22 protein-coding genes are annotated in these 23,739 nt (G+C 48.7%); 11 read left to right on the top strand and 11 right to left on the bottom strand.

Annotated elements, in window-relative coordinates; translation table 11 throughout:
* Positions 1 to 8: 8 nt before the first annotated feature.
* The gene (locus CVT49_13125) at positions 9 to 515 is read right to left on the bottom strand and encodes an NADH-quinone oxidoreductase subunit B (GenBank protein PKK82553.1); all 507 of its coding nucleotides are present in this window, start codon (positions 513 to 515) and stop codon (positions 9 to 11) included.
* Entirely contained in the window at positions 506 to 859 is a 354-nt protein-coding gene (locus CVT49_13120; protein PKK82552.1) for an NADH:ubiquinone oxidoreductase subunit A, read from the bottom strand. Before CVT49_13120 ends, CVT49_13125 begins: the two co-directional genes overlap by 10 nt.
* 5 nt (positions 860 to 864) lie before the next feature.
* Between CVT49_13120 and CVT49_13115 the strand changes: the two genes are divergently transcribed.
* Together CVT49_13115 and CVT49_13110 are read left to right on the top strand one after the other, a co-directional pair.
* Positions 865 to 1,080, top strand: a complete 216-nt coding sequence (locus tag CVT49_13115) for a hypothetical protein (GenBank protein PKK82551.1) — start codon at positions 865 to 867, stop codon at positions 1,078 to 1,080.
* 253 nt (positions 1,081 to 1,333) lie between these two features.
* Positions 1,334 to 2,398, top strand: a complete 1,065-nt coding sequence (locus CVT49_13110) for a hypothetical protein (protein ID PKK82550.1) — start codon at positions 1,334 to 1,336, stop codon at positions 2,396 to 2,398.
* A 15-nt stretch (positions 2,399 to 2,413) separates the two neighbouring features.
* Here the strand turns inward: CVT49_13110 and CVT49_13105 are convergent, their stop codons facing one another.
* Together CVT49_13105 and CVT49_13100 are read right to left on the bottom strand one after the other, a co-directional pair.
* Positions 2,414 to 3,529, bottom strand: coding sequence for a hypothetical protein (locus CVT49_13105; protein ID PKK82549.1), 1,116 nt, complete (start codon positions 3,527 to 3,529; stop codon positions 2,414 to 2,416).
* Between the two features lie 56 nt (positions 3,530 to 3,585).
* The gene (locus tag CVT49_13100; protein ID PKK82548.1) at positions 3,586 to 3,969 is read right to left on the bottom strand and encodes a hypothetical protein; all 384 of its coding nucleotides are present in this window, start codon (positions 3,967 to 3,969) and stop codon (positions 3,586 to 3,588) included.
* Positions 3,970 to 4,111: 142 nt separating this feature from the next.
* Between CVT49_13100 and lepB the strand changes: the two genes are divergently transcribed.
* From lepB to CVT49_13055, 9 genes are all read left to right on the top strand, one after another.
* On the top strand, positions 4,112 to 4,846 hold the full coding sequence (gene lepB / locus CVT49_13095) for a signal peptidase I (GenBank protein PKK82547.1): 735 nt from the start codon (positions 4,112 to 4,114) through the stop codon (positions 4,844 to 4,846).
* Between the two features lie 2 nt (positions 4,847 to 4,848).
* The gene (locus tag CVT49_13090) at positions 4,849 to 5,988 is read left to right on the top strand and encodes a hypothetical protein (GenBank protein PKK82546.1); all 1,140 of its coding nucleotides are present in this window, start codon (positions 4,849 to 4,851) and stop codon (positions 5,986 to 5,988) included.
* Positions 5,989 to 6,108: 120 nt separating this feature from the next.
* Positions 6,109 to 7,746: a hypothetical protein gene (locus CVT49_13085; GenBank protein ID PKK82545.1), complete on the top strand. Its 1,638-nt coding sequence runs from the start codon at positions 6,109 to 6,111 to the stop codon at positions 7,744 to 7,746.
* Between the two features lie 177 nt (positions 7,747 to 7,923).
* Positions 7,924 to 8,670, top strand: a complete 747-nt coding sequence (locus tag CVT49_13080) for a hypothetical protein (protein PKK82544.1) — start codon at positions 7,924 to 7,926, stop codon at positions 8,668 to 8,670.
* A 240-nt stretch (positions 8,671 to 8,910) separates the two neighbouring features.
* Entirely contained in the window at positions 8,911 to 10,944 is a 2,034-nt protein-coding gene (locus tag CVT49_13075; GenBank protein PKK82543.1) for a hypothetical protein, read from the top strand.
* 118 nt (positions 10,945 to 11,062) lie between these two features.
* Positions 11,063 to 12,994 (top strand): hypothetical protein, encoded by a 1,932-nt coding sequence (locus CVT49_13070; protein ID PKK82542.1) that lies wholly within the window; start codon positions 11,063 to 11,065, stop codon positions 12,992 to 12,994.
* A 108-nt stretch (positions 12,995 to 13,102) separates the two neighbouring features.
* Positions 13,103 to 14,455, top strand: coding sequence for an AAA family ATPase (locus tag CVT49_13065; GenBank protein ID PKK82541.1), 1,353 nt, complete (start codon positions 13,103 to 13,105; stop codon positions 14,453 to 14,455).
* Between the two features lie 104 nt (positions 14,456 to 14,559).
* On the top strand, positions 14,560 to 15,831 hold the full coding sequence (locus CVT49_13060; GenBank protein PKK82567.1) for an asparagine synthetase B: 1,272 nt from the start codon (positions 14,560 to 14,562) through the stop codon (positions 15,829 to 15,831).
* Positions 15,832 to 16,004: 173 nt separating this feature from the next.
* Entirely contained in the window at positions 16,005 to 17,276 is a 1,272-nt protein-coding gene (locus CVT49_13055; protein ID PKK82540.1) for a hypothetical protein, read from the top strand.
* 17 nt (positions 17,277 to 17,293) lie between these two features.
* On the opposite strand, the gene CVT49_13050 is transcribed toward CVT49_13055, so the two are convergent.
* The 7 genes from CVT49_13050 to CVT49_13020 all read right to left on the bottom strand — a co-directional run bounded on the left by CVT49_13050 (position 17,294) and on the right by CVT49_13020 (position 23,196).
* Positions 17,294 to 18,163, bottom strand: a complete 870-nt coding sequence (locus tag CVT49_13050; GenBank protein ID PKK82539.1) for a 6-O-methylguanine DNA methyltransferase — start codon at positions 18,161 to 18,163, stop codon at positions 17,294 to 17,296.
* Positions 18,164 to 18,557: 394 nt separating this feature from the next.
* Positions 18,558 to 18,920, bottom strand: a complete 363-nt coding sequence (locus CVT49_13045) for a hypothetical protein (GenBank protein PKK82538.1) — start codon at positions 18,918 to 18,920, stop codon at positions 18,558 to 18,560.
* Between the two features lie 103 nt (positions 18,921 to 19,023).
* Positions 19,024 to 19,479, bottom strand: coding sequence for a hypothetical protein (locus tag CVT49_13040; GenBank protein ID PKK82537.1), 456 nt, complete (start codon positions 19,477 to 19,479; stop codon positions 19,024 to 19,026).
* A complete protein-coding gene (gene feoB, locus CVT49_13035) occupies positions 19,476 to 21,695 on the bottom strand; it encodes a ferrous iron transport protein B (protein ID PKK82566.1) in 2,220 nt (739 codons plus the stop codon). Before feoB ends, CVT49_13040 begins: the two co-directional genes overlap by 4 nt.
* 24 nt (positions 21,696 to 21,719) lie before the next feature.
* Positions 21,720 to 21,947, bottom strand: coding sequence for a ferrous iron transport protein A (locus tag CVT49_13030; protein ID PKK82536.1), 228 nt, complete (start codon positions 21,945 to 21,947; stop codon positions 21,720 to 21,722).
* Positions 21,948 to 21,970: 23 nt separating this feature from the next.
* On the bottom strand, positions 21,971 to 22,441 hold the full coding sequence (locus CVT49_13025) for a metal-dependent transcriptional regulator (protein ID PKK82535.1): 471 nt from the start codon (positions 22,439 to 22,441) through the stop codon (positions 21,971 to 21,973).
* A gap of 221 nt (positions 22,442 to 22,662) precedes the next feature.
* Complete coding sequence (locus CVT49_13020) at positions 22,663 to 23,196, bottom strand: hypothetical protein (GenBank protein ID PKK82534.1); 534 nt, start codon at positions 23,194 to 23,196, stop codon at positions 22,663 to 22,665.
* Positions 23,197 to 23,739: the final 543 nt, after the last annotated feature.

Here is a 23,739-nt window from a genome sequence, read left to right as displayed (position 1 = left end):
AAAAAACTTTAACTCCAATCCTGGATTTTCAGTTTCTTGACCTTCTTCTGCAGGGTCAAACAGCCTTCCAGAAGCGATTCCGGCCGCGGCGGGCAGCCGGGGATATAAACATCAACCGGCACAATATGATCGATTCCCTTCTCAACCGCATAGCTGTCATAATAAAACGGGCCGCCGCCGATCGTGCATCCCCCCATGGCGATGACATACTTCGGCTCGGCCATCTGATCATAAAGCAGCCGTAATCTTGGGCCCATTTTCTTGGTAATGGTCCCGGCCGCGATTATCAGGTCGGACTGGCGCGGCGAGGCGCGGAAAATCATGCCCAACCGGTCAAAATCATAACGGGATGCGCCGGTGGCCATCAACTCAATGGCGCAACAGGCGGTTCCGAATAGCAAATACCAGAGTGAACTGGCCTGCGAGTAACTGAAAATGGAATCCAGGCTGGTGGTTATCAGACCTCCACCCGGGATTTTTTCCAAATATACCGGAACTTTCTTTATTATACCCATTTAAGCGCCCCCTTCCTCCACGCATAGTAAAGCCCGAAAATCAAAATAGCAATAAAGATTATCATTTCTATCAGGGCAAACAGCCCCAATTGACCGAAAGCCACCGCCCACGGGAAGAGAAAGATCGCTTCAACATCGAAAACGACAAAAATCAGCGCAAATATGTAGAAGCGGTTGTTGAACTTAACCCACGAATTCCCGATCGGGGTCTCGGCACATTCATAAGTTTGATTTTTGGCTTTATAAGGATTATGGGGCCGAATCAGCCGGGCAAAGAAAAAGGTAAAGAGGACTATTCCTATCCCAACCATCAGAAAGATCAAAACCGATAAGTACTCGCTCATATCCTTTGTCAACTCCTACCGATTTTCCCGGCCTAAACAAGATTGTGATAATAATCACAAATCAAAGAACCTATAAAATACCTTTTTTCAAATTTGTCAAGAGTTTTGTCGAAAGAAAACAGTATTTCTTTTTAAAAGAAGCGGGATTATACAAAATCATGGGGCAATTCACCCCCGGTGATAAAATCGAAAATTATATACTAAACAGTATACTATACTAATATTGCTTTCTTATTTAGGCAGGACATAACGGTACAGGCATTGTCAAATCAATACTATTTCTTGACAAAATAGACGTCAAGAGATATCTTTACAGTAAGGATAGTTTTAAATAAATCAGGCCATCTGTTATCGGGAAGCTGTTGCAAATAGATGGCTCTCATTAATTATTATTTTTTGCATTAAATTATCCCTGCCCCGCTGACTTCAAAAAAGTATTGGCGACCATCGCCAAATTCAAACGGAGGGAGACTTATGCCTTGCATTGCGGGACTTTCAGGAACCAAAAAGAATCTTGCCATTATTACCATTTCCTTCTTAATATATATTGCCGCCTCGGCCGCCTCCCCGATGGCACAGATAAGCGCTTCGGATATCGAGGAATTGCATAAGCAGGGATTGCAGGAAGGCTGGACATTCAGTGTCGGGCTGAACCCGGCCACGCAGTTATCGATGGAACAACTGTGCGGTCTGGTAACGCCGCCCGACTGGATGGATATGGCTCCGTTTGATTCCTGCACACCGACACGAAGTCTGCCCGTCAGTTTCGACTGGCGGTCAAGCGATGCCCTGACGCCCATAAGGGATCAGGGTGGATGCGGCAGTTGCTGGGCCTTCGCCACTATCGCACCTCTCGAATCGGCCATCAAGCGTCGATTCGGCCTGTCGGTTGATTTATCCGAACAATGGCTGATCGACTGCAACACTCATATGTGGGGCTGTTACGGCGGTTATTACGCTCATGACTACCATCAATGGAAGGTCGGCAAATGCGGGCATTACGGTGCCGTCCCGGAGGAAGATTTCCCCTACCTGGAGGAAGAAGGTTACTGCAATGGAGAACATACTCACCCCTATACCATCCATCGCTGGAGTTATATCGGCGATGACTTATTCAATCCGTCGATCGAGGCCATGAAGCAGGCCATTCTGGATTATGGCCCGATATGCGTCTCGATTTTCGTAAATGATCCGTTCCGGGCCTATACCGGCGGAGTTTTCAATGCCTGTAATGATTCGATGGTCAACCATACCGTCAACATTGTCGGCTGGGATGACAGGCAGGGGACAAATGGGATATGGATAATTCGTAATTCCTGGGGAACCGGATGGGGCGAGGACGGCTACATGCGGATTGAATACGGCTGCTCTTATGTGGGGCAGTCGCCAAACTATGTCGAATTTATACCAATAAGGGAAAGAGTTCCTTTCCTGTCACGTACCGGTGGACTGATCCTGATGATTCTTCTAATATTAATAGCGGCAACCTCAATTTATTATTGGCGCCGGAACGCGGCAAAAGTCGATTTTAGAGCATAGGACAATTAACTAATTTCAAGGCTTTGGCCTTCTGGCGCCGGAAACGGCAATATAAATTATTGGAATAATCACGGCGCCGACAGACGAGACATAAAACAGGAATTTAACACCCCATTGTTGCGCCATCAGACCGGCCAGGACTCCGGCTGCAACTTCACCGATCGAGCAGACCAGATTATAGGCCGAGAGCATGGTCGCCCGGTTTTCCGATTTGAAGCGGCGGTTAAGGTGCGTCGAGATTATCGGCCGAATCAGTTCCTTCATGGCAAAATAGACTATTATTCCAGCCAGGGCCGGAGCCATCGGCAGCCGTACCGCCGCCATCAAAGAGAGCGTGACAAGAATAAAGGCCCCGGTCAAATACAGCTTGAGATAGCCATATAACTTCTTTGTAATCTTTGCCGAGACAATAGCCATTATCATCCCGGCCGCTGTTAACATACCAAAATATGACCCACCCAAATTCCTGACTTCCGAGAATAAAACCTGCCAGAATTGATCGACCGGTTCGAAGACAAAATTTGCCGCCAGCCCGACCGCAAAAAGCGCCGCAACTGTCCCGCTTGAAAGAACTGTTTTTAGTATTGAGGAAGATGACAGTGGCAATGGCTTATCATCCGTTTCCGAGGCCCTCGTTTCCTGAAGCAACAAAGCCGGCAAAAGGCATAACAGGGCCACAATCAAAACTGGAATAAAAAGAGCCGAAAGGGCCGCCCCGGCCAGAAACCCGCCCAGAATCATACCGCATAATAAAGATGCCGACTTATAAACGGTCCGATTGGCAAATATTTCGGCCAGCCGTTCATCCCGGTTCGATTCGGGGAGGCTGTCAACAGCCAGCGCCTCAAGAGCGCCCGAAATAAAAGTCTCGGCAATACCGAAAATCACTTCCGCGACCAAGAAACCGGTAAAATCACGAAAGAGCAGGAAAACCAGGGCAGACATGGCGTAAAGAGCGAAGCCTATGAAAGTCGATAACTTACGCCCGTAGCGATCGGCCAGACGGCCGGTCGGTATTTCAAATATTATAATGGTGGCTTCAAAGACCGCCGCCAGTAAAGCCACCTGAAAAAGCGTGATTTCGTAATGCCTGAAATAAAGGACATAAACCGGCAGGATAATCCCGCCCATGAGGGATAATCCTGCCTCAAGCCAGTAAAACAGTCTTATATTTCGCTCGCTCAATTTCAGATAACCGCAACAGCCTCGATTTCGACTTTGACACCTCTGGGCAGGCGGCTGACCTCAACCGCGGCGCGCGCCGGAAGCTGGGTCGTAAAATGGCGGGCATAGACCTCATTGACCGGGACGAAATCATCCATACTGGTTAGATATACATTGGTCTTGACAACATTGGTCAAATCGGCTCCGGCCGCCTTCAAAACCGCCTTGAGATTGGTAATCACTTGCTCGGCCTGCTCCGAAGCGGTCTCACCGACAATATTTCCGGTTTTGGGATCGAGCGGAATCTGCCCCGAGCAGAAAATCATGGTGGCGCATTTCACCTTGATGGCTTGCGAATACGGCCCGACCGCAGCCGGCGCCTTATCGGTCTTAATAATTTCCTTCACAATATCTCCTTTCTATAATTATTGATTGTTTTTGCTGAAACGTAATATTCTATAAATGACTTGCGCATTGAAAATCAATCCTTATTTATTGTCTTTTGGACAGTTAAAGAAAAAGTAACAAGACACCGATAAATTAACAAGTATGAATAACGATTTTCTCCTTGAAGAATTTCAACAGGTCGAAACGGATAAGCCGACGGTTCGTCCCCCGCGACCACCCCGCCGGCCCCAAAAGACCAAACCGCTCTGGCGGGAATATGTCGAAGTTCTCTTTATTTCGCTGGCGGCAGCCGTTCTTTTAAGGCTGTTTGTCGTGTCGGCTTATCGGGTCGATTCCGCCTCGATGGAGGATTCGCTGTTCGAGGGAGATTACATTTTCGTCAACAAACTGGCCTACAATTTCGGCGAACCACAGACAAATGATGTCGTCGTCTTCAAATATCCGCTTAATCCGACCAAGGATTATATCAAACGGATAGTTGCCCTGCCGGGTCAGACCGTCGAAATAATCGACAAGGTCGTTTATGTCGATAATCAACTGGCGGAAATTCTCCCCAATGCCAAAAACAGCGATCCCAAAATCATGGCGGCTCAGCTTTCGGCCCGCGACAATTTCGGCCCTGTTCAGGTTCCGATCGGGCAATATTTCGTGCTTGGAGACAACCGTGATGAGAGCCAGGACAGCCGGTTCTGGGGTTTTGTGCCGGCTGAATTTCTCAAGGGCAAGGCGTTGTTCATATACTGGTCATGGGAACCCGATCCGGATTCCCCCAAGTGGGAGTTTCCTTATATTACCTCCGTCTTCGGTAATACTTTCTACTTCCTGACCGGTTTTCCGTCCCATACGCGGTGGGACCGTTTGTTTACCGCGCTTTAAAAATGACTCTTTCTCTTTATATCCATTATCCCTTTTGCACCAATCTCTGCTCATATTGCGACTTCTATAAAATCCGATGCAATGAAACCATGGAAACCGCCTACTTCAAGGCGCTGACAACCGAACTGGCGCTGGCCGCCGATACTATCGATCCCGATAACAGAGTTATCGAGACCATCTATTTCGGAGGCGGAACACCATCGTTAATCAACCTCCCTCTGTTCGAAAATTTCCTGACCAGTATTCGCTCTCATTTTACGATTAAACCCGGCGTCGAATTTACGCTTGAGGTCAACCCGGAATCGGTCGATGCCGACCGCCTGAATGCTTTCAAGGAACTGCGTGTTACCCGGCCCGTATTCGGCATTCAGAGTTTCAATACCCGCCTGCTTAAACTGCTCGGACGAAAACATGTTCTCGATGATTCTTTCCGGGCGATATATCTGACCCGGGCGCTGGGCTTCGAAAATTTCGGCATCGACATGATTTTCGGCCTGCCGCGTCAGACCGGAAAACTTCTTTCGGATGATCTGAATCAATTGATCGACCTGGCCCCGCCGCATGTCTCATATTATCAATTGACTGTCGAGCATGACACAATTCTGGAAAAGAAAATCGTCGACGGCCGGCTGCGCCTCCCGGCCAACGACCTGATGGCAGCCATGTACCTGGCTATTAATATGGAACTGGGGCAGTATAATCTGCACCGATATGAAATCTCTTCATTCGCAAAACCCGGTTTCGAATGCCGGCACAACATGCGCTACTGGGAGGGCGGCGAATATCTCGGCCTCGGACCTTCGGCCCACAGTTTTATCGACAACCGCCGCTTTGCCAACAAGCCGGATCTAAAAACATATATCGACCAGATCTCGCGCGGCATCCGCCCCCTCATTTTCGATACCGAGAGCATTGAATCACGGATGGCTGAAGCTATCATGCTCGGTTTGCGCACCACCCGAGGAATTAACCGTCAGGATTTCCGGCGGCGTTTTAAGATGCCGCTGAAGAATGCCATCGACACCCAAAATCTCAGTATTTGCCTGCATGCCGGACTGATCGAAGCCGGTAAAAAATATATGCGGCTGACCGAATCCGGCTTTCCGCTCGCCGATGAAATAATCCAAAAGCTGATAAAATAAGTCGACATTCCCTCAATTTTTTTTTCGCCATAATCGAAATAATTGTGGAACCGACGCTACATTTATTATTATAATAAGGTGCGGCATAATTAAAATAGAATATAATCATGGGAGGGCGTTATGTACCGCTATCGGATCTCATTTTATTTTTCACTTTTTATTTTTATATCGATGACCACTGCTGTTTTTGCCGATCAACCGCAATTCAGGGTGGATAGTTTTATCCCGCAAAGGTTCACCGACCTCGAACTGAAAGTAAACGGTGGAATGAATAGTTCAGGATCACGGTTAAGTGAGAATCAACCGTTTGTATCCGCATACAGGCGCTACGAAAACAGACGCAACGAGCAAAATCTCGAACTTGGCGGGGAAATCGAAAAAAGATATGAGGTAATTCCCCGATTTTATTTATTTCGCTCGGATTTATTAGCCGATTTCGGTCGTGAGCATTTTGAAGATGTAGACGACTTTAAATATGCCATCACCAATTTACGTAAATTGGAAAGTGAAATTACCAGTTATGAATATCATATTTTCAATTCATACTTTATCGACGCAGGGATATACATTTTGGACGATCTTTTCCTTTCAAGTGAAGAAGAATTTAGCATTGATTACGTTAATACTGCCTGGCCCAGTAATGATGAGGATTCTTATTCCAGAGCTATTGTCGCCAATACTCTATCTGAGAATTATCAAAGCCAAAATGAAGATATAAATCGGGATTCAAAACGCTATACTATCGATGTAAAACTTGGCCCGGGATGGGGAAGGCTTTATGAGGGCGTTTATGCATCGACCGCATTATACATGATTGATGAGTTGCAGAAGAACAGCTACCTGATAAAAATGCCCGATTATGACCAGATGATGCGGCTGACTGAGATAATTTATCAATATAATATGAAACACATTATTGATAGTCGAATACGCAGGATCGAGGCTTTGACAGCTATTTGTGACTATCTCAAGAGCGAGAATATAGCTACTGAACTCGATCCGTCAGGTCTGGTCATTTTGCAGGATGTGTGGGATTATTTTCCTCGAGTATCAAGAAAATTCGGCTATCGTTTGCGCGTCGGCCCGGTCCTGTCATATTATTATTTGAGCAGCCAAACGACAACCAAAGGAACTATATATGAGCTATCCACTGAAACTGATCTGAATTTCCCTGCAACTGTGGACACAAATTTAATTTCTGAAACAATCACACATTCTTATGTACATAGCAAAGACATCATTAAGTCGGGTGGACTAAATATAGAAGGCGAATACCATGAACCTTTTGGCCATCACTGGCAGCTTGATGGTACAATATCAATTGCCACGTACTTTAAACATGAAATAAAATACGAAGATGATCTGATAAGTTATTTGCCTAATTATTCAAATCGACATTTTGAAAGGATCTATAAATATAAGGACATGTACACAGGAGACTTGACGGCCGTCATCACAAATATCATCAATTCAAGGACATCAATTTCATTCGCTGGCGATTACCATATTCAGCATCACCGAAAGGTCACAACTACTGTATTCGATGCCCTTAGTAATACCTTCATTGATTTATCACAGACAATGTGGGATTTAGACCTCAGTGGTAATTTGGAATATCGTTTGGCGATTCCAACAACGCTCACTTTAAGTGTAGGCTACTTTTTCTCATCTGGAGAACTGCCGCAAGGGATATTTATTGAGGACGACGACAACTATAATTACGCCTTCAACGCCAGCATTGAACATTATATATTTTAGTCAAGTGCATGGCGGGGGTTTTGTTTGTCGATAACAAAACCCTTGCTTGTGTCCACACTTTTTTATATTCTTGTCAGCCTGAGCGACAAATAAATAATCCCGGTTTGGTCCAGGATTAGATTTTTAAACAATATCGAAATATCAAAAAGCAGCTGACTGCAATAATAAGGAGGATGTATGAGTAAGAGACCGGTCGTAAGAATCATCACTCTGATGATCCTGTTCGGCATAGCATTACTGCCCGGCTGTCAGGGCGACAAGGCCAAAAGTGACAAAACCACCATTGAGGCTGCCCCCGAACGCGAAATCGTCCAGGTGGATCAGTTCCTCGAAGTTTTCAAAATGTTCTGGCAGGCCAATATGGATGGCGATATGAAAATGCTTCGCGATTCTCTCCAGGTCCTGGTGAATGCCGCCGGCAGCCTGGCCAAAGCCGAACTTCCGGCTTTCTATAACGATGTCAAAGCCGATTTCGATGTGAAACTCCAGCCCTTTTCTAATGCCGTCGTCAAGTTCAAAGCCGCCGCCCAAACCGCTGATGATTCCACGCTGACGGCGGCGCTCGATGAGGTCCGCCTGGCCTTTATCGATATTATGACAGCGGTATCCATCCGCCTCCCGGAACTCGAGCATTTCCATGAAATTCTGCAGCCCATCTGGCATGAGGCGCTGCCCAATAAAGATTATGCCGCCATCAAAGCCGCCATCCCCGACCTGAAAGAACGGGCCCAGGCTGTTGTAGACGCGCAACTTCCGGAGAAATACAGCTTTCTTGCCGAAAGTTTCAATGCCAATCGAAACGCCCTCAAGACAGCGGTCGACAGCCTCGGCACCGCCTGCGAGACCGACAGCGCCGAACTGATCGAGGCCAGGATGACCGATATGCATGATGCTTATCACAGTCTGACCGAATGCCTTGAATAAACTTCTGATTTTCCAAAATATAAGGTGTGCGGAGCTAATTATCGCCCCGCGCACCCTTTTTTTGTACATTCCGGCATATACCGGCCGCCCCGGCTATTTCGCAAAAATATCTTGACAGTCATGGAGTTAGAGTATTATATTGGATATATACATCGTAGATAATTGTTCCCATGCTTCCTTGATTTTCCCAATTTGACGGGAACGACTTTTTACATTCAACTCTCAAGTCCCGGAGGGACAATGAAAGTCTATACCGCCATTTTCGCAGCCCTGACAATTTCATTTTTATCGGCCGCATCGATCGCGCAGTGCCCTGCTGATCAAATTGTTTATCCCGGCACCGGCGTATCATTCGGCTATACTGTCGCGGCATCCGGTGATGTCAACAATGACGGCTATAATGATATCGCCGCGGCCGAAATCGATTCTTCCAGAGTATATGTCTTTTCGGGTCAGACAAAGCAATTACTTTACGAGTTCTACGGTGAACCCGGTGTCAAGCATTTCGGCTATAATCTTCTAATTTCCTGCGATATCAACAATGATAACTTTGATGATATCATTATATCCGATCACCAGTATGGTATCGGGCTCAATAAGATCGGTCGAATATGCTTCTATTCCGGCGCTGATGGTTCCCTAATACGGACCATTACCGGAGAAGGGTTAACGCAAAGTCTGGGGATCGGCTTGGCCCCGGCGGGAGATATCGACCGGGATGGATATATTGACATTATCGCCGGATCCTTTGGCCGCAGCGCATACATTTTCTCCGGACAAACCGGGGCATTGATTATGACCGTTACCGTGCCCGGCGCCGGCTCCCTTTACCCGCTCTTCATTGATGGAAACGGTCACTTCAATGATGATGAATACCCCGACTTCATAATCGGCGATCCCGGGAATGTCATGGTTGAGGAGAATGTCGGCCATCTTTATTTTTATTCGGGACAAACCGGCGAGATAATCTATTCTATTGCCGAGGGTGAGGATAAATTTGATACTTTCGGCTTCAATGCCGCGATTGTCGGAGATGTCGATGGCGATGGTTTTGACGACGCCGCGGCAATCGGACAAATAAGTAATTCCCCAAAAACCTACGTATACTCCGGGGCAACCGGCGAATCGATATACCAGCTTTCTAATGAAAACGGCTCCATTGGCGGAGCCGGCGATATTGACCGGGACGGCTTTGCCGATATCAGAACCCTTGATAAAATCTATTCCGGGCAATCCGGAAACCTGATCTATGACGCCGGCAGCACCAGCTATTTTCTCGGCGCCGATATCGGCGATATCAATAACGACGGCTATTTGGAATTGGTATCCGACTATTGTGCGGGCAGCCAGGGCGACAGCACCGTTACCGACACGGTCATGATTTACCGCCTGTTCGATGCCGATTGCGATGCCGTGTATGATGATGTCGATGAGTGCACCGATACCGACAACGATGGCTATGCTGACCCCGGTTTTCCGGCCAGTACCTGCCCGATCGATAATTGCCCGAGTACATACAACCCCGACCAGGCCGATATTGACGGTGACGGCATCGGTGATAAATGCGACAATTGCTATGATCTGGTATTCAAACTGGAAACAGTACCGGTTTTTATTGAGGGCACCTCGCCCGATGGAACCGGCGAAACGGCAGTCGTGCCTTTTAAGATGAAACTCACCGAGTGGTCCGACGGCTGTCTCCCCAGCGACACTTTTTATATACTCGCCGTCGATTTCTTATTTGATACAACTCTACTTATTTTCGACAGTGTCTATGCCGATCCGGTGAATTGGAATGGCGGACAGGATTTTGATTTCGATCCCTCATATAAACCGGGAATAGGAAGAATTATTGTTCAATTATATCAGGGGAGCATGCCGCTTCCTTCGGAATTCACGACCTATTTCTATCTTGTATTCCATGCCCGGTGCCAGCCGAATTTAAATGAAACGACCCTCAATATGAGCAGCGTTCCATTTAATAACTCGATTTTCATGGGCGGCCGTATGATCAGGTCGAACGAAATTATCGACGGTTCCGTAATTGCCGTCTGGAGCGAAAATCCCTGCTATGTGTGCGGCGATTTCAATCTTAATCAGAGCCTTAATATTCTCGACATCGTTTCTATTATTAATTATCTGTATAAGGCCGGACCGACACCCTTCGTGCCGGAAGCGATCGATGTCAACAACTCGGGGAATGTCGATATTCTCGATGTTGTCGATTTGCTCAACTATTTATACAAATCCGGCCCGGATCCGGTTTGCCCATAGCAGGGAGTACCGGATATTGTATATAAAATAAGTTTGCCTTCATGGTGCGTGGAAAAATATATTCGCAATATTTGGAAATTTCGGATATATTAAGGCGCCATTAATAAGGGAGGAACAAATGAGATTACTGGTCCCGGCTTTGATCATATTGCTGCTTTCGATCCTTTCCATCGGGCTGAATGCCCAGTGCCTGACCAACACCATTACAAATGCCCAGGCCGGCCTTGAATTTGGCGGTTGGATTTCGGCAAATGGTGATCTGAACAATGATGGTTACGACGACATAGCCATTACCGCCAACGATATCGATAAGGTATATGTCTATTCCGGAAAAACGCTGGATCTGATGTATACAATTGCTACGGAAATGAATTATAACAATAATGTCCCTGTCATTAATATCGGCGGTGATGTCAACAATGACGGCTATGATGATCTTATTGTCGGCACACCATATACCCCCAATGGCGGCGTCAATGTCTATTCCGGCCGCACCGGCAGCCTGATTTATACCCTGGAAGGCGGCCCGGGCGCCGATGATCTCGGCAATTGCGTGGACTACGCCGGGGATGTCAATAATGACGGCTATGATGACATAATCGCGCTGGACGACATCTCAAAAGTTATCGTTTTTTCGGGAAAGTACGGCAATAAATTGTACACTTATTCTAATACTGCCGGACATGATTTATGGGGAATTCTGGCCGGCGGCCTGGGCGATGTAAATAACGATGGCTACGATGATTTCTTTATTTCAGATGCCGGTTCATTTATAAATCAGATGTACGGCTGGCTGTATGTTTTTTCCGGAAAAGACGGCGACACGTTGTATACTCTCGTCGGCGCCGAAAGTGACGACGTTTTGGGCTGGAGGGCTTTCGGGCCGGGCGATATTGACGGTGACGGTTATGATGATATACTGGCTTCCTCCATGGATACCACCTTCTTGTTTTCCGGTGCGACCGGCAACATAATCCATGCTTTCCCGTTCAGGGCGGTCCACTTTTTTCAAGCCGGTGATGCCAATCAGGATGGCGTGCCTGACCTGGGAATCGACATTGATGGTGGAAGTGCCAAATACACTTATATTTATTCCGGGTCGAATCTTGCAAAATTATTTCAGGCATACGGCACCAACGCCGCCGGGGGTGATCTCGACCATGACGGTTACCCGGAAATATTATTAAGAAAACCTGTCGCGGCGGAAGATACCCTGGCTCAGGTCGCGATTTACAAGTACGGTGATATGGATTGTGACGGCTATGCCGATGCTTTTGACATATGCCCGCACATATATAATCCGGCCCAGGAAGATCACGACCAGGACGGCATCGGTGATTCCTGCGATACCTGCGATGAAGTCGAATTCAAACTCGACGCCGCCGTTATTTTTATCGAAGGCACCTCACCGGACGGCACATCCGAAACGGCCAATGTGCCGTTTCAGGTTAAAATCACCAGCTTCCTGGAAAATTGTTATCCCACCGATACCGTTACCGCACTTCAGGTTTATGCCAGGTTTGATCCGGAAAGGCTGACTTTTGATTCCGCCTATACTCTTCCCGAAATATGGAACGGCACCCTTGAATATGAGCTTATCCCGGGGGGGTTATATGATATTGTCGCGGTAAATCTTGCCAGCGGGAGCATGCCTGTTGGCAGTCAGTTTAAGACATTCTTCAATTTATCTTTTAAGGCGAAATGTCAGCGTGATTTAAGCGTAAATTTGCTTGATATCCAGACGACCCCTCAGCCTTCGGATAACTGGATTGTTATAGGTAATACATATTATCCTTACAAAGCGGTCGACGGGTCGATCTATGCCGTCATGGGAGATAACCCCTGTTATACTTGTGGCGACTACAACATGAATGGCGCTCTCAATATTCTCGATATAACTGCTTTCATAAATTACCTGTACAAAGGCGGCCCGGGACCAATCGATGAATATGCGGTTGACGCGAACAGTTCCGGCAACCTCAATATCCTCGATGTTTCCTATTTGATTGCATATCTATATCGCGGCGGCCCGGAACCGGTTTGCCCTTAATACAAGATTGACATACTTAATAGAAGGGAATGGCGCCACCATTCCCTTTTTCACATTTTTAATTATTTTCCGACATTCTCCCCTGTTTTTCTTATATTAATAACAGCCATGGAATTATTCGAAGACAATGAAAATAAGGGCCTGAGCCAGAAAGAATTCGACCGCACCAAACCGCTGGCCGACCGGATGCGTTCGCGGAGCTTTGATGAGTTTTTCGGACAGGAGAAGCTGGTCCGCAAAAACAGCCCCTTCCGGCGCGCCATCGAACAGGACCGGCTGGGATCGGTCATTTTCTGGGGCCCGCCCGGAACCGGCAAAACCACGCTGGCGCAATTGATTGCCATCGCCACCAGCGGACAATTTATTCCTTTCTCAGCGGTCACGTCCAGCATCAAGGAAATAAAGGCGGTCATTTCGAAAGCGGGTAATTTCAAGAAATTAACCGGCCGCAAGACTTATGTTTTCATCGATGAAATCCATCGTTTCAACAAGGCCCAGCAGGATGCCTTTTTGCCTTATGTCGAAAAAGGGGACATTATCCTGATCGGCGCCACCACCGAGAACCCGTCATTTGAAGTTATCTCGGCGCTGTTGTCGCGGGTCAAAGTCTATGTTCTGGAACGCCTCACCGATTCCGACCTGGAAAAAATAGTAATTCGCGCCCTGAATGAGAGCGAGCGCGGTGTGGCCGAGATGAATCTCACGGTCGAGGATAAAGCGCTGCAATTTATGGTCTCGGCAGCCGACGGCGACGCCCGCCGGGCGCTGAATCTTCTCGAGGCCGCCGCTTCCGATGCCGGTCAGGACGGCCAGATCACCCTTGAAAAAATAGTCGAGATACACCAGAAAGGAACGTTCATATATGACCGGGCCGGCGAAGAACATTACAACCTGATTTCCGCGCTTCACAAATCGGTCCGTAACGGCGACCCTGATGCTTCGCTCTACTGGCTGGCGCGGATGCTTCAGTCGGGCGAGGACCGCCTGTTTATCGCCCGAAGGCTGATCCGGATGGCTATCGAAGATATCGGGCTGGCCGATCCCGCCGCCCTCAATGTCGCTTTGGCGGCGCGGGATACTTATCATTTCCTTGGGACGCCGGAAGGTGAACTGGCCCTGGCCCAGACTGTAATTTACCTGGCCTGCGCCCCCAAATCCAACTCCGCCTATATGGCTTATGGGAAAGCGATGAAAGATGTCGAGGAAAAGGGTTCGCTTCCGGTGCCGCACCATATCCGAAACGCCCCCACTTCATTGATGAAAAGCCTCGGTTATGGCAAGGATTACAAATATGCCCATGACTACGAAGACGCCCTGACCGACTTGGAATGTTTCCCCGAGGAATTGGCCGGAACCGTTTATTACGAGCCTCAGCAGCGGGGTCGGGAAAGTAAAATAGCCGAATACCTCGAAAAATACCGCGAATACCGGCAGCGAATGAAAAACCGGGAAAAGAAGTGATTTCCGCCGATGGCCGTCAACTTTCGATTAATTTCTATGTAAAAGTAAATATATCGCAAATTGATTGCGTTTATATAAATTAGACTTTGCCGATTTAGGATATGATGAAAACATTTTTCAGACTTTCGATATTTATCATCGTGCTGTCTGCCTTTGCAGGAAACATTTCCGCCCAGGTGACTCTGATTCCGATGGATGAAACCCAGGCCGACCATCTGAAGGCCTATGGCATTGCCTTCAAGGCTCTTGAAATGGGTAAATCGGTCGAATGGCTGCTTAACTACCGGGCGGGATCTTTTGTTTTTGATTCCGATGACGAACTCAGTTCACTTTGCCTGATCCGCGGCGTCACCACCAAAGAAATCAACTCGTCGCAACTGGCCGATATCTACCGCACCATCGATGTCGAAAATATGGAGCGCGTGATTTTGGAAAAGGTTCCGTCCATCGCGGTCTATTCTCCAAAAAATCTCGAACCCTGGGATGATGCCGTCACTCTCGCTCTGACCTATGCCGAAATTAAATATGACATGATCTGGGATGAGGAGGTTCTGACCGGCGCTCTTGATGATTACGACTGGATTCACCTGCATCATGAAGATTTTACCGGGCAGTATGGCAAATTCTATGCCTCGTTTCATAATGAGCTGTGGTACCGTCAGGAAGTCGAAGCCAACGAAACCCTGGCGCGCCGCATGGGCTTTCATAAAGTCTCGGATATGAAAGAAGAAGTTTCCAAGACGATAAAGGACTACGTCCGGCGGGGCGGGTTCCTGTTTGCCATGTGTTCCGCCTGTGAAACCATCGATATCGCTTTGGCGGCCGAAGGGGTCGATATCTGCCCGCCGCAATTCGATGGTGATCCGGTCGATCCGGGCGCAACCGAGAGGCTGGATTATTCGAAATGCCTCGCCTTCGAAAATTTCACCCCCAGTTATGACCCGCTGCTGTATCGGCACAGCGATATCGATACCTATCCTGACCGCCTGGTGCGGTTCCCCGGCCAGGAGGCCGATTTCTTTTACTTGTTCGAATTCTCGGCCAAACTCGACCCGGTCCCGACCATGCTGGTGCAGGATCATGTCGGGATGGTCAACGGCTTTATGGGCCAGAACACCGGTTTCAGAAAATCATTGTTGAAGAAATATGTGACCATTCTGGGGATGCCCGAGGGCTACGATGAGGTCCGCTATATTCACGGTAACTATGGCCGCGGGACTTTCACCTTTTTATCCGGCCATGACCCGGAGGACTACCAGCACATGGTCAACGACCCGCCGACCGATTTATCGCTTCACAAGAATTCCCCCGGCTACCGCCTGATTCTGAACAATGTCCTCTTCCCCGCCGCCAAGAAAAAAGAACGGAAGACGTAGGATCAAAGACCTTTTAATTCTCCATGTCACTTTTTATCTTGTCCACCTATTAAAGATTTATTAACTTTATCTGTCTATTATTCCATAATTTCGAGTTAACTGGTGGGTCTGGAGTAAATAGCTCGGCGCCTGCCCTATCAATTCTGATCCATTTATAGGGAGTTATCAGGAAAATGAACCATCAAGAACATCCTGAAGCCGGGGAAACTGTCGATACTGCGGAAGACAAGCTGAAAATCGCGCTCTGTCTTTCGGGTGGCGGCTACCGCGCCGCGCTGTTTCATCTCGGCGCCCTGCGGCGGATGAACGAACTCGGCATCCTCGGCCGGGTCGATACGCTGAGCTCGGTCTCCGGCGGAAGCATCCTGTCGGCGCATCTGGCCGCATGCCTCAAGAAACAACCATTCCAGGGTGGTAAGATTCCAGACTGGGAAAACCTGGTCGCGGTCCCGTTTCGGAAATTTTGCAGCCGTGACATTCGCACCATCCCGATCTTCAAGCGGTTCCTGCTTCCATGGAACTGGCCCAATCGAAGCACCCAGGTCAACGCCCTGATGTCCCGCTACCGGCGCTACCTGACCGACATGAAACTGGTCGATCTGCCGGAACATCCCAATTTCGTCTTTTGCGCCACCGACATCGTCTTCGGCATCAATTGGGTATTCGAGCGCACCCGGGTCGGCGATTACGGTATCCGCCACATCAAAACCCCGGCCGACTGGACGGTGGCGCGGGCGGTCGCGGCCTCATCATGTTTCCCGCCGATCTTCGACCCGATGCCGATCGGCAAACATTTTGTCAAAGAATCAAAACGCCAAAAATTGGATATCGGTAAAAAAGAGGGATTATTGCCGAAAATCCGTCTTTCCGACGGCGGTGTCTATGACAATCTTGGGTTGGAGCCGACCAAAAAGCACAATGTCATTTTTGTCTCGGATGGCGGCGCACCATTCAAGATCTTCGAGGAAGGCACTGCTTTCCGTCTCTGGATGCGTTATTTCGGGATCGCTTCCAATCAGGTCGGGGCCTTGCGCAAGAGGTGGCTGTTCGCCGATTTCAATACCAAAGTCGTCACCGATGATGGTGTCGGGCCGCTCAAGCAGGGAGGGTATTGGGGGGTCCTGAATGCCTCCACCGATCATGATGATTCAGCCCTGCCCGGCTATGATGAAAGCCTGGCCGAGGATATTATTTCGCAAATAAGAACCGATCTCGACGGATTCACCAAAGGTGAAATCGCGGTGCTTGAAAATCACGGCTACCTGCTGGCCAACCGAATTATCAGAAAATATCTCCCGCAGTTTTATCCCGACCCGGCCCCGGCTTTGGATGTCCCTCATCCTGAATGGATGGACTATGTTCAGATAAGGTGCATGTTGCGCGACAGCCATTCGCGCTTTTCATGGAGACGAATCTGGAATAAGATTATCCGCCGAAAAAGTTGAGCAAAGTCGGATGACATTTACAAACTGTCTGAAGCGGTCATGGCTGCTTCATGCACGAATAACGCCTTTTTCCGCGCCGTGCCCCAGAGGTAATGATGAATCTTCCCGGATTTGGCAATGACCCGATGGCACGGAATCAAATAGGCCACCGGATTGCCGGCGACGGCATTGGCCACCGCCCGATAAGCGCTTGGTCGGCCCAAATAGGCGGCGACATCCTGATAACTGACGACATTCCCGCGCGGGATAGTCAGCAGGGCCCGCCAGACATTCACCTGGAAATTGGTCCCTTTGATCAGAACATGAAACGGTTCTGGTTTTGAGGCATGCTCCGGTGCGAATATGCGGGTTATGTATGACTCTGTCTGCTTTCTGTTTTCGATCAGCTCCGCATTAGGCCATTTTTTCTTAAATAGCCGCATCGCTTTCGATTGACCGCCGCTATCGACAAACCCAAGAAAACAGATACCCCGGTCGGTGGCCGCCAGGAGACATTCGCCGAATGGCGTCGGATGAAACCCGTATTCGATCTCAATGCCCGCCCCCAGTTTCTTGAATTCGCCCGGCGTCATGGCCTCGAAAGTGACAAACAAATCATGCAGCCGCCCCGGCCCGGACAGTCCGGCATCAAATGAAGTATCCAGCAGATTACCGGCCTCGGCCAGTTTCTGCTTGGCATAATCGAGCGTCAGGAACTGCATGAACTGCATCGGGCTGATACCGGCCCAGCGCTTGAACAACCGCTCGAAATGATATTTGCTCAGACAGACAGCGGCGGCGATTTCATCGAGGGTCGGTTGCGACTTGAAATTGACCTCGATATATTTGATCGCGTTCTCGATCCGCCGGTAATCTTCGGCCTGCTGTGAATAATTTTGCTTTTTCATAATTCAAGAATAATATATCGCCCTTTTCCCCGCCACCCGAATCTTGCTAATATTTTCAGGAGTGGGAGGGCAAGAGGCAGGAGTCCGGAGCCCCCCTTCCCTACTTTGACTGTAGAATATAAGAACGGGCAGATCCTTCGAAACTCAGGAGGCCTGTGGACCCGCCATGGCGGGCCGCGCACAAAAATTGGCTTTGTTTTTGCGTTTTTAAAATTTCGATATTCCCATTCTCCAGGCGACGGGCCGACACATGGTCGGCCGCTACATTCAATTCATGTCCTGTCAGGTCCTGTCAGGTCCTGTTCCTCCGATGCAAATCGGGGGAATGTGACCTGACAGTCCCATTTCCCTGGGTAACCGGGTGGCATTCCCAAACTTGTTTGGGGATGTCTTTTCAAACATTCCGCCCCAAATAAATTTGGCGCGGCCACCCTTTGCCGGTCGTGATTTTCCATAAAATAACATTTACACCGACGATTAAAAGAATTACGCATGTCATTGCGTAACAAATCACCATCAAATTACTATCGTTTTTGCAGTGATTTTTGCAAAAATTTCCTTGTACGATATTTGCTTTCATACGATTACACGGAATTGGGTTCGTTTTCCCATTTTTAAAGTTTCGACTACATTGGGGCAGCGAAATTTTAATCGTAGAGGCCGACCCGCGTGTCGGCCCGATTTTTTCAGGCCGGGCGCATTCGCCAGGGCTAACGCCCCAGCGAATGATATAAGGCGCAAAATCAGGTGTAATCATAGAAAGTTCCCTCTATAATACCCCCCGGATGGAATTACCATCAAAATGATGTGGTTTTTGCCAGAAAAGACATGCTATGATGGCGGGGATTTCGACCTACCCGCTAGATGATATATATGGCAAAGATAATCAAAGCAACTCCCGCCAGAACCGAGGCCAGGCAGATGAAAAAGATATTTCTGTGCAATTGCGACCATGCTTCCAGTTCCCGTTTTGCCGCCCTTGAAGGTGAAATGACAAATCTAACGGCCTTATGAAAAATGACTATTGATAATCCGAGCAGAAGCCAGCCATGAGGCGGATAGTCAGCTATAATCACATAAGCACCCCATAGCGCCATAATACACAACACCGCGCCGCCGGCAACACAAATCAGCCTCTTGCTCGTGTACCATGCAACCATTCTCTTGAAAAATGCCGGGGATATAACACCGGGAAGACGGTGCATGATAATAATGGCCGCAATCAGAATGGCATATAGTTTCGGATATGGCATGGTGTCACTGATGAAATAGTTTGCTTCTTGATAATTGCCCGAGCAATTCACGGCATCTATCATAAAAACCCGAGCAACCGGCCGCCCTGATAAATCATAAAGGCGGTGATCCAGGCAAGCGCTGACTGAAAGACGATTGAAAACCACATCCACTTCCACCCGGTCTCGCGCCGGATAGCGGCAATCGTCGCCACACATGGGGTGTACAGCAAGACGAAAATCATGAAGGCGTACGCCGCCAGTTTGGTGATGCCGTTGTCAGGATTGCGCAGAACCGAGATCAGGCTTTCGGATTCATCACCGGGTTCATCACCGATATGATATAGCACGCCCAGCGATGACACGACCACTTCCTTGGCGACAAAACCGGTGATAAGGGAAACACCCATCTGCCAGTTGAAACCGAGCGGCGTCACGAGCGGTTCGACAATCCCGCCGATCCGCCCTATAAATGAATACTGAAGATCCTCGGTGGCCCGGGCCGCTTCCAGTTCGGATATTTTTTGAGTGGAATAATCGGATTCGATAAACGAATACCGCTCGATCTGAGAATCATAATCGGTGGCATATTCGCTCTTGCGCGGAAAATTCCCCAATGTCCAGAGAATAATCGAAGCGATCAGGATGACACCGCCCATTTTCCTGAGATAAACCTTGGTTCGCTCCCACATATGTATCCCGACCGATTTGACGGTAGGGTAGCGATACGGCGGCAGTTCCATGACGAACGGGATACTGTCGCCCTTGAGGATAGTCTTGCGCATCAGGCGCGCGGCCAGCACCGCAATCAGGATACCGACCAGGTAAATCGAGAAGATGACATTCCCGGCCGCCGCCCCGAAAAAGGCGCCGGTGAAGAGGACGTAAACCGGAAGGCGGGCGCTGCATGACATCAGCGGTATAATCAATATGGTCAGAATCCGGTCGCGCGGTGATTCGAGCGTCCTCGTAGACATGATCGCCGGCACTCCGCAGCCGAAACCCATCAGCATCGGGATAAATGATTTGCCGTGCAGACCCAGGAAATGCATCAGCCGATCCATCAGGAATGCGGCGCGCGCCATGTAGCCGGAATCCTCGAGGACCGATATGCCGAGAAACAGAATAACGATATTCGGCAGAAAGACCATAACCGACCCGACGCCGCCGATTATTCCTTCGATGACGAGATTCGAAAAGGCCCCCGCCGGGATGATGCCGGCCATCAGCCCTTGAAGCATGACGACGCCGCGGTCGATCCATTCCATCGGATATTGCCCGATCTTGAATGTCGCCTGGAAAATCAGCCACATGATAACCAGAAAAATCGGGTAGCCTAAATACCGATGGGTCAGGAGATTGTCGATATGCTCCGAAAGAAGCATCCGGTCCTTCAGCGGCTGTTTCATCACTTCACGGACAATCCCCGCCACATAACCGTAACGCCCTTCCGTGATAATGATCTCCGGATCCTCGTTAGTGGTCGCCTTGATATGATCGACCGAATGCTGAAGCTGTGTGACCAGAGTCGGGCGCTCTTTATCGGACGGGATACATCGTTCCCTTATTTCCGGGTCACCTTCGAGCAATTTGATGGCCAGCCAGCGCGGGTTGCCGCACCCGCGGCAGCCGTGGCAGCAGTGTTCCACCTCATTGGAAAGGGTCGTGACTACATCATCGAGCCTGGGCCCATAGGAAACCGGCGGGTGGCGATGATGCATGCGCCGCCGATGCTGCTTACGGTGTGATTTATGATTATCGTTACGGTGTTTCTTGTGATGCTTTTCATCATGCTTATCGTGATTATCATGACCGTTCTCGACCATGGCGACGGCGGTCTCGAGGAGATTGTCGATTCCCTGGGCCCGGCTGCCGATGGTCTTGACCACCGGTGCACCCAGAAGTTTGGAAAGTTTTTCGATATCGATTTCGATGCCGCCCTCGAGCACTTCATCCCACATGTTCATATCGAGAATGATATCGACACCCATCTCGATAAGCTGCATGGTCAGGTAAAGCGAACGCTTAAGGTTGCCGCTGTCGATAACATTAATGATAAGATCGGGATTTTCGTTGATGATGTAATCGCGGGCGACTTTTTCATCCAGCGAGTAGGCTGTCAGGCTGTACGTTCCGGGCAGATCGACAAACATGATATCATAGTCGAGATACCGGCGGTGCCCGACTCTCTTCTCGACCGTAACACCGGGGAAATTGGCAACTTTTTGCCGCGCTCCGGTGAGACAGTTGAAAATGGAGGTTTTCCCGGAATTGGGATTTCCGACAAGGGCGATCTTTATCTGGCGACGCTCATCCACAGTGACCTATGACATTACCTTTATTTCGATCAGGGCGGCTTCCGCCCGGCGGATACTGATATGCCCGTTGCCCAGCGAGATTTCGAGGGGATCCCTGAGCGGCGCCGCCTTGACCATTTTTATCGTTTCCCCGGCGCGGATGCCCAGATCAAGCAACCGTCTTCTGATAGCGCCGCCGCCTGTAATGCGGACCACTTCGCCGCTCTGTCCCGGTTTCAAATCATTCAGACTCATTAATCGTTCACTCCGCGCCTGTGTCATTTCCTGCGTTCGCTGTCTATTATCGCCAGACATTTTTCCTGAAGAGTCTTGTTCCGCATCGGGCAGCTCTGAATCACTTCCATAAAATCCACCAGCCTCATAATCGTGTCGGACTGCATGGCATGTTCCATGCGGCAGGCTTCCTGCTCGGCCAGCTTTTGCGGAACCTCGAGGATATCGATCAAAAAGGTCTTGATGGCCCGATGCCTCTTGTATATCTCCGAGGCCTTCTTTTTGCCGGCCGGGTTGAGATGAATCTTGCCGTAATGCTGCTTGCTGATCATCCCGCTCCGTTTGAGCCGGGTCACGGCCGAAATGACGGTCGGCAAGGTCACGCCCCGCTCCCTGGCCACATCGGAGACGCCGACTTCCCCGGTTTCCTCGGTCAGCCGGAAAATGGTCTCAAGATAATCTTCTTCCCGCGTCGTTAGTTTCATAGCTCTAATAATATTAGAATACTCTAACATTGTCAACAGGTAAAACGCAAAAGCGGACCAATTTGATGAAAATTTATGAAGGAAAACGGACGATTTTAAGCTTTAGTTTATGTCATTACATTGCAATGACATACGGGACATCCATGTGGGACATATCGTCGGGGTAGGGCAGGATCCGAAGCCCGTCATAGACGGGAGAGCGATCCTGCCGTCGTTTGCGGAATAAATTGGGCTGAATCTCCAATTATCCATCAATCATCTTCTACTTCAGAGCCCGCATCCTCGTCGTCCACCTGGTCGTCATCCGAAACAACCTGCCGGGTCAGAATTTTGCCTGAATCATCCAGAACCACTTCGATATTTTCTTCTCCATTTTCAAGCAAAGTTTCATATTCGACGACTTTCCCGCGGCTAATTTTCTCGGCTTCCCTGATTTCTCCCTTCGGATACTCTTTTTTCAGGGACATCTTGATTACATCCGGGAGTGTTTCCGGCAGAATGGACTCTTCGATTTCAAAAACGGCGCCGTCGGCATTATAAAGAATATCGCGCTCTGTTTTGCCGTCAATGCTCTCTATTTCATAGTAATCTTTGCCGTCCTTGGTTTCCATGCCTACACTCTTTACTTCACCCTTCGGATATGCTTTCTGAAAAGCCTCCATGACCGCCTTGGGCGCGGTAACCTTTTGAGGAACATCATCCTTTTCCGCCGCCAAAAGATTGCCGATTCCGAACATCAGCAATACGGCCGGCAACAGCGCCAGCAGTGCAAAAATCTTTTTCATGACCGCTCCTTGATCTTATTAATCATAAGATAAATATATCTGCCCTTCCCATGAAAAGGCTGACAATTTGCTTTCGATTGTATAATATATTAAACGTATCAGGAAAATCAAATTGATAGTTTTTTCGAGCACAGTTCACCGATTAAAAAGCAGGTCGGTGTTCCGTCCGGGCGGCCGCAGCAAATTTATTTGGGGCGGAGCGCTAAAGAAGATGTGTTTAAACAAGATTATGAAAATCATTTGTCTGAACGACAAAACTTTAAATTGCAATAATGAAATTAATTTTGTATTTTTCACAAATGGCGGTGGCCAAAGTTGAAGTATGACAATAATGAAATAGGCTTTATATTCCAAGAGGCTGCTGAAAGCCCCGTGTTAAACCAATTATGAACGGAAATTGTTTTCAATTGTCAGCATATTCCGTAAATATTATTGCAAATATAAATAAATTGGTCTTCCCCTAAAAAAATGGACACATAGTTAAGATAGGGTAGCCGCCCGTTCGAAGTCAACTGGATTTTTAAAACCCAGGCTCGAATGACG

The sequence above is a fragment of the candidate division Zixibacteria bacterium HGW-Zixibacteria-1 genome, from assembly GCA_002838945.1.
GTDB lineage: Bacteria > Zixibacteria > MSB-5A5 > GN15 > PGXB01 > PGXB01.
This window is presented reverse-complemented; position numbering and strand designations above follow the sequence as displayed.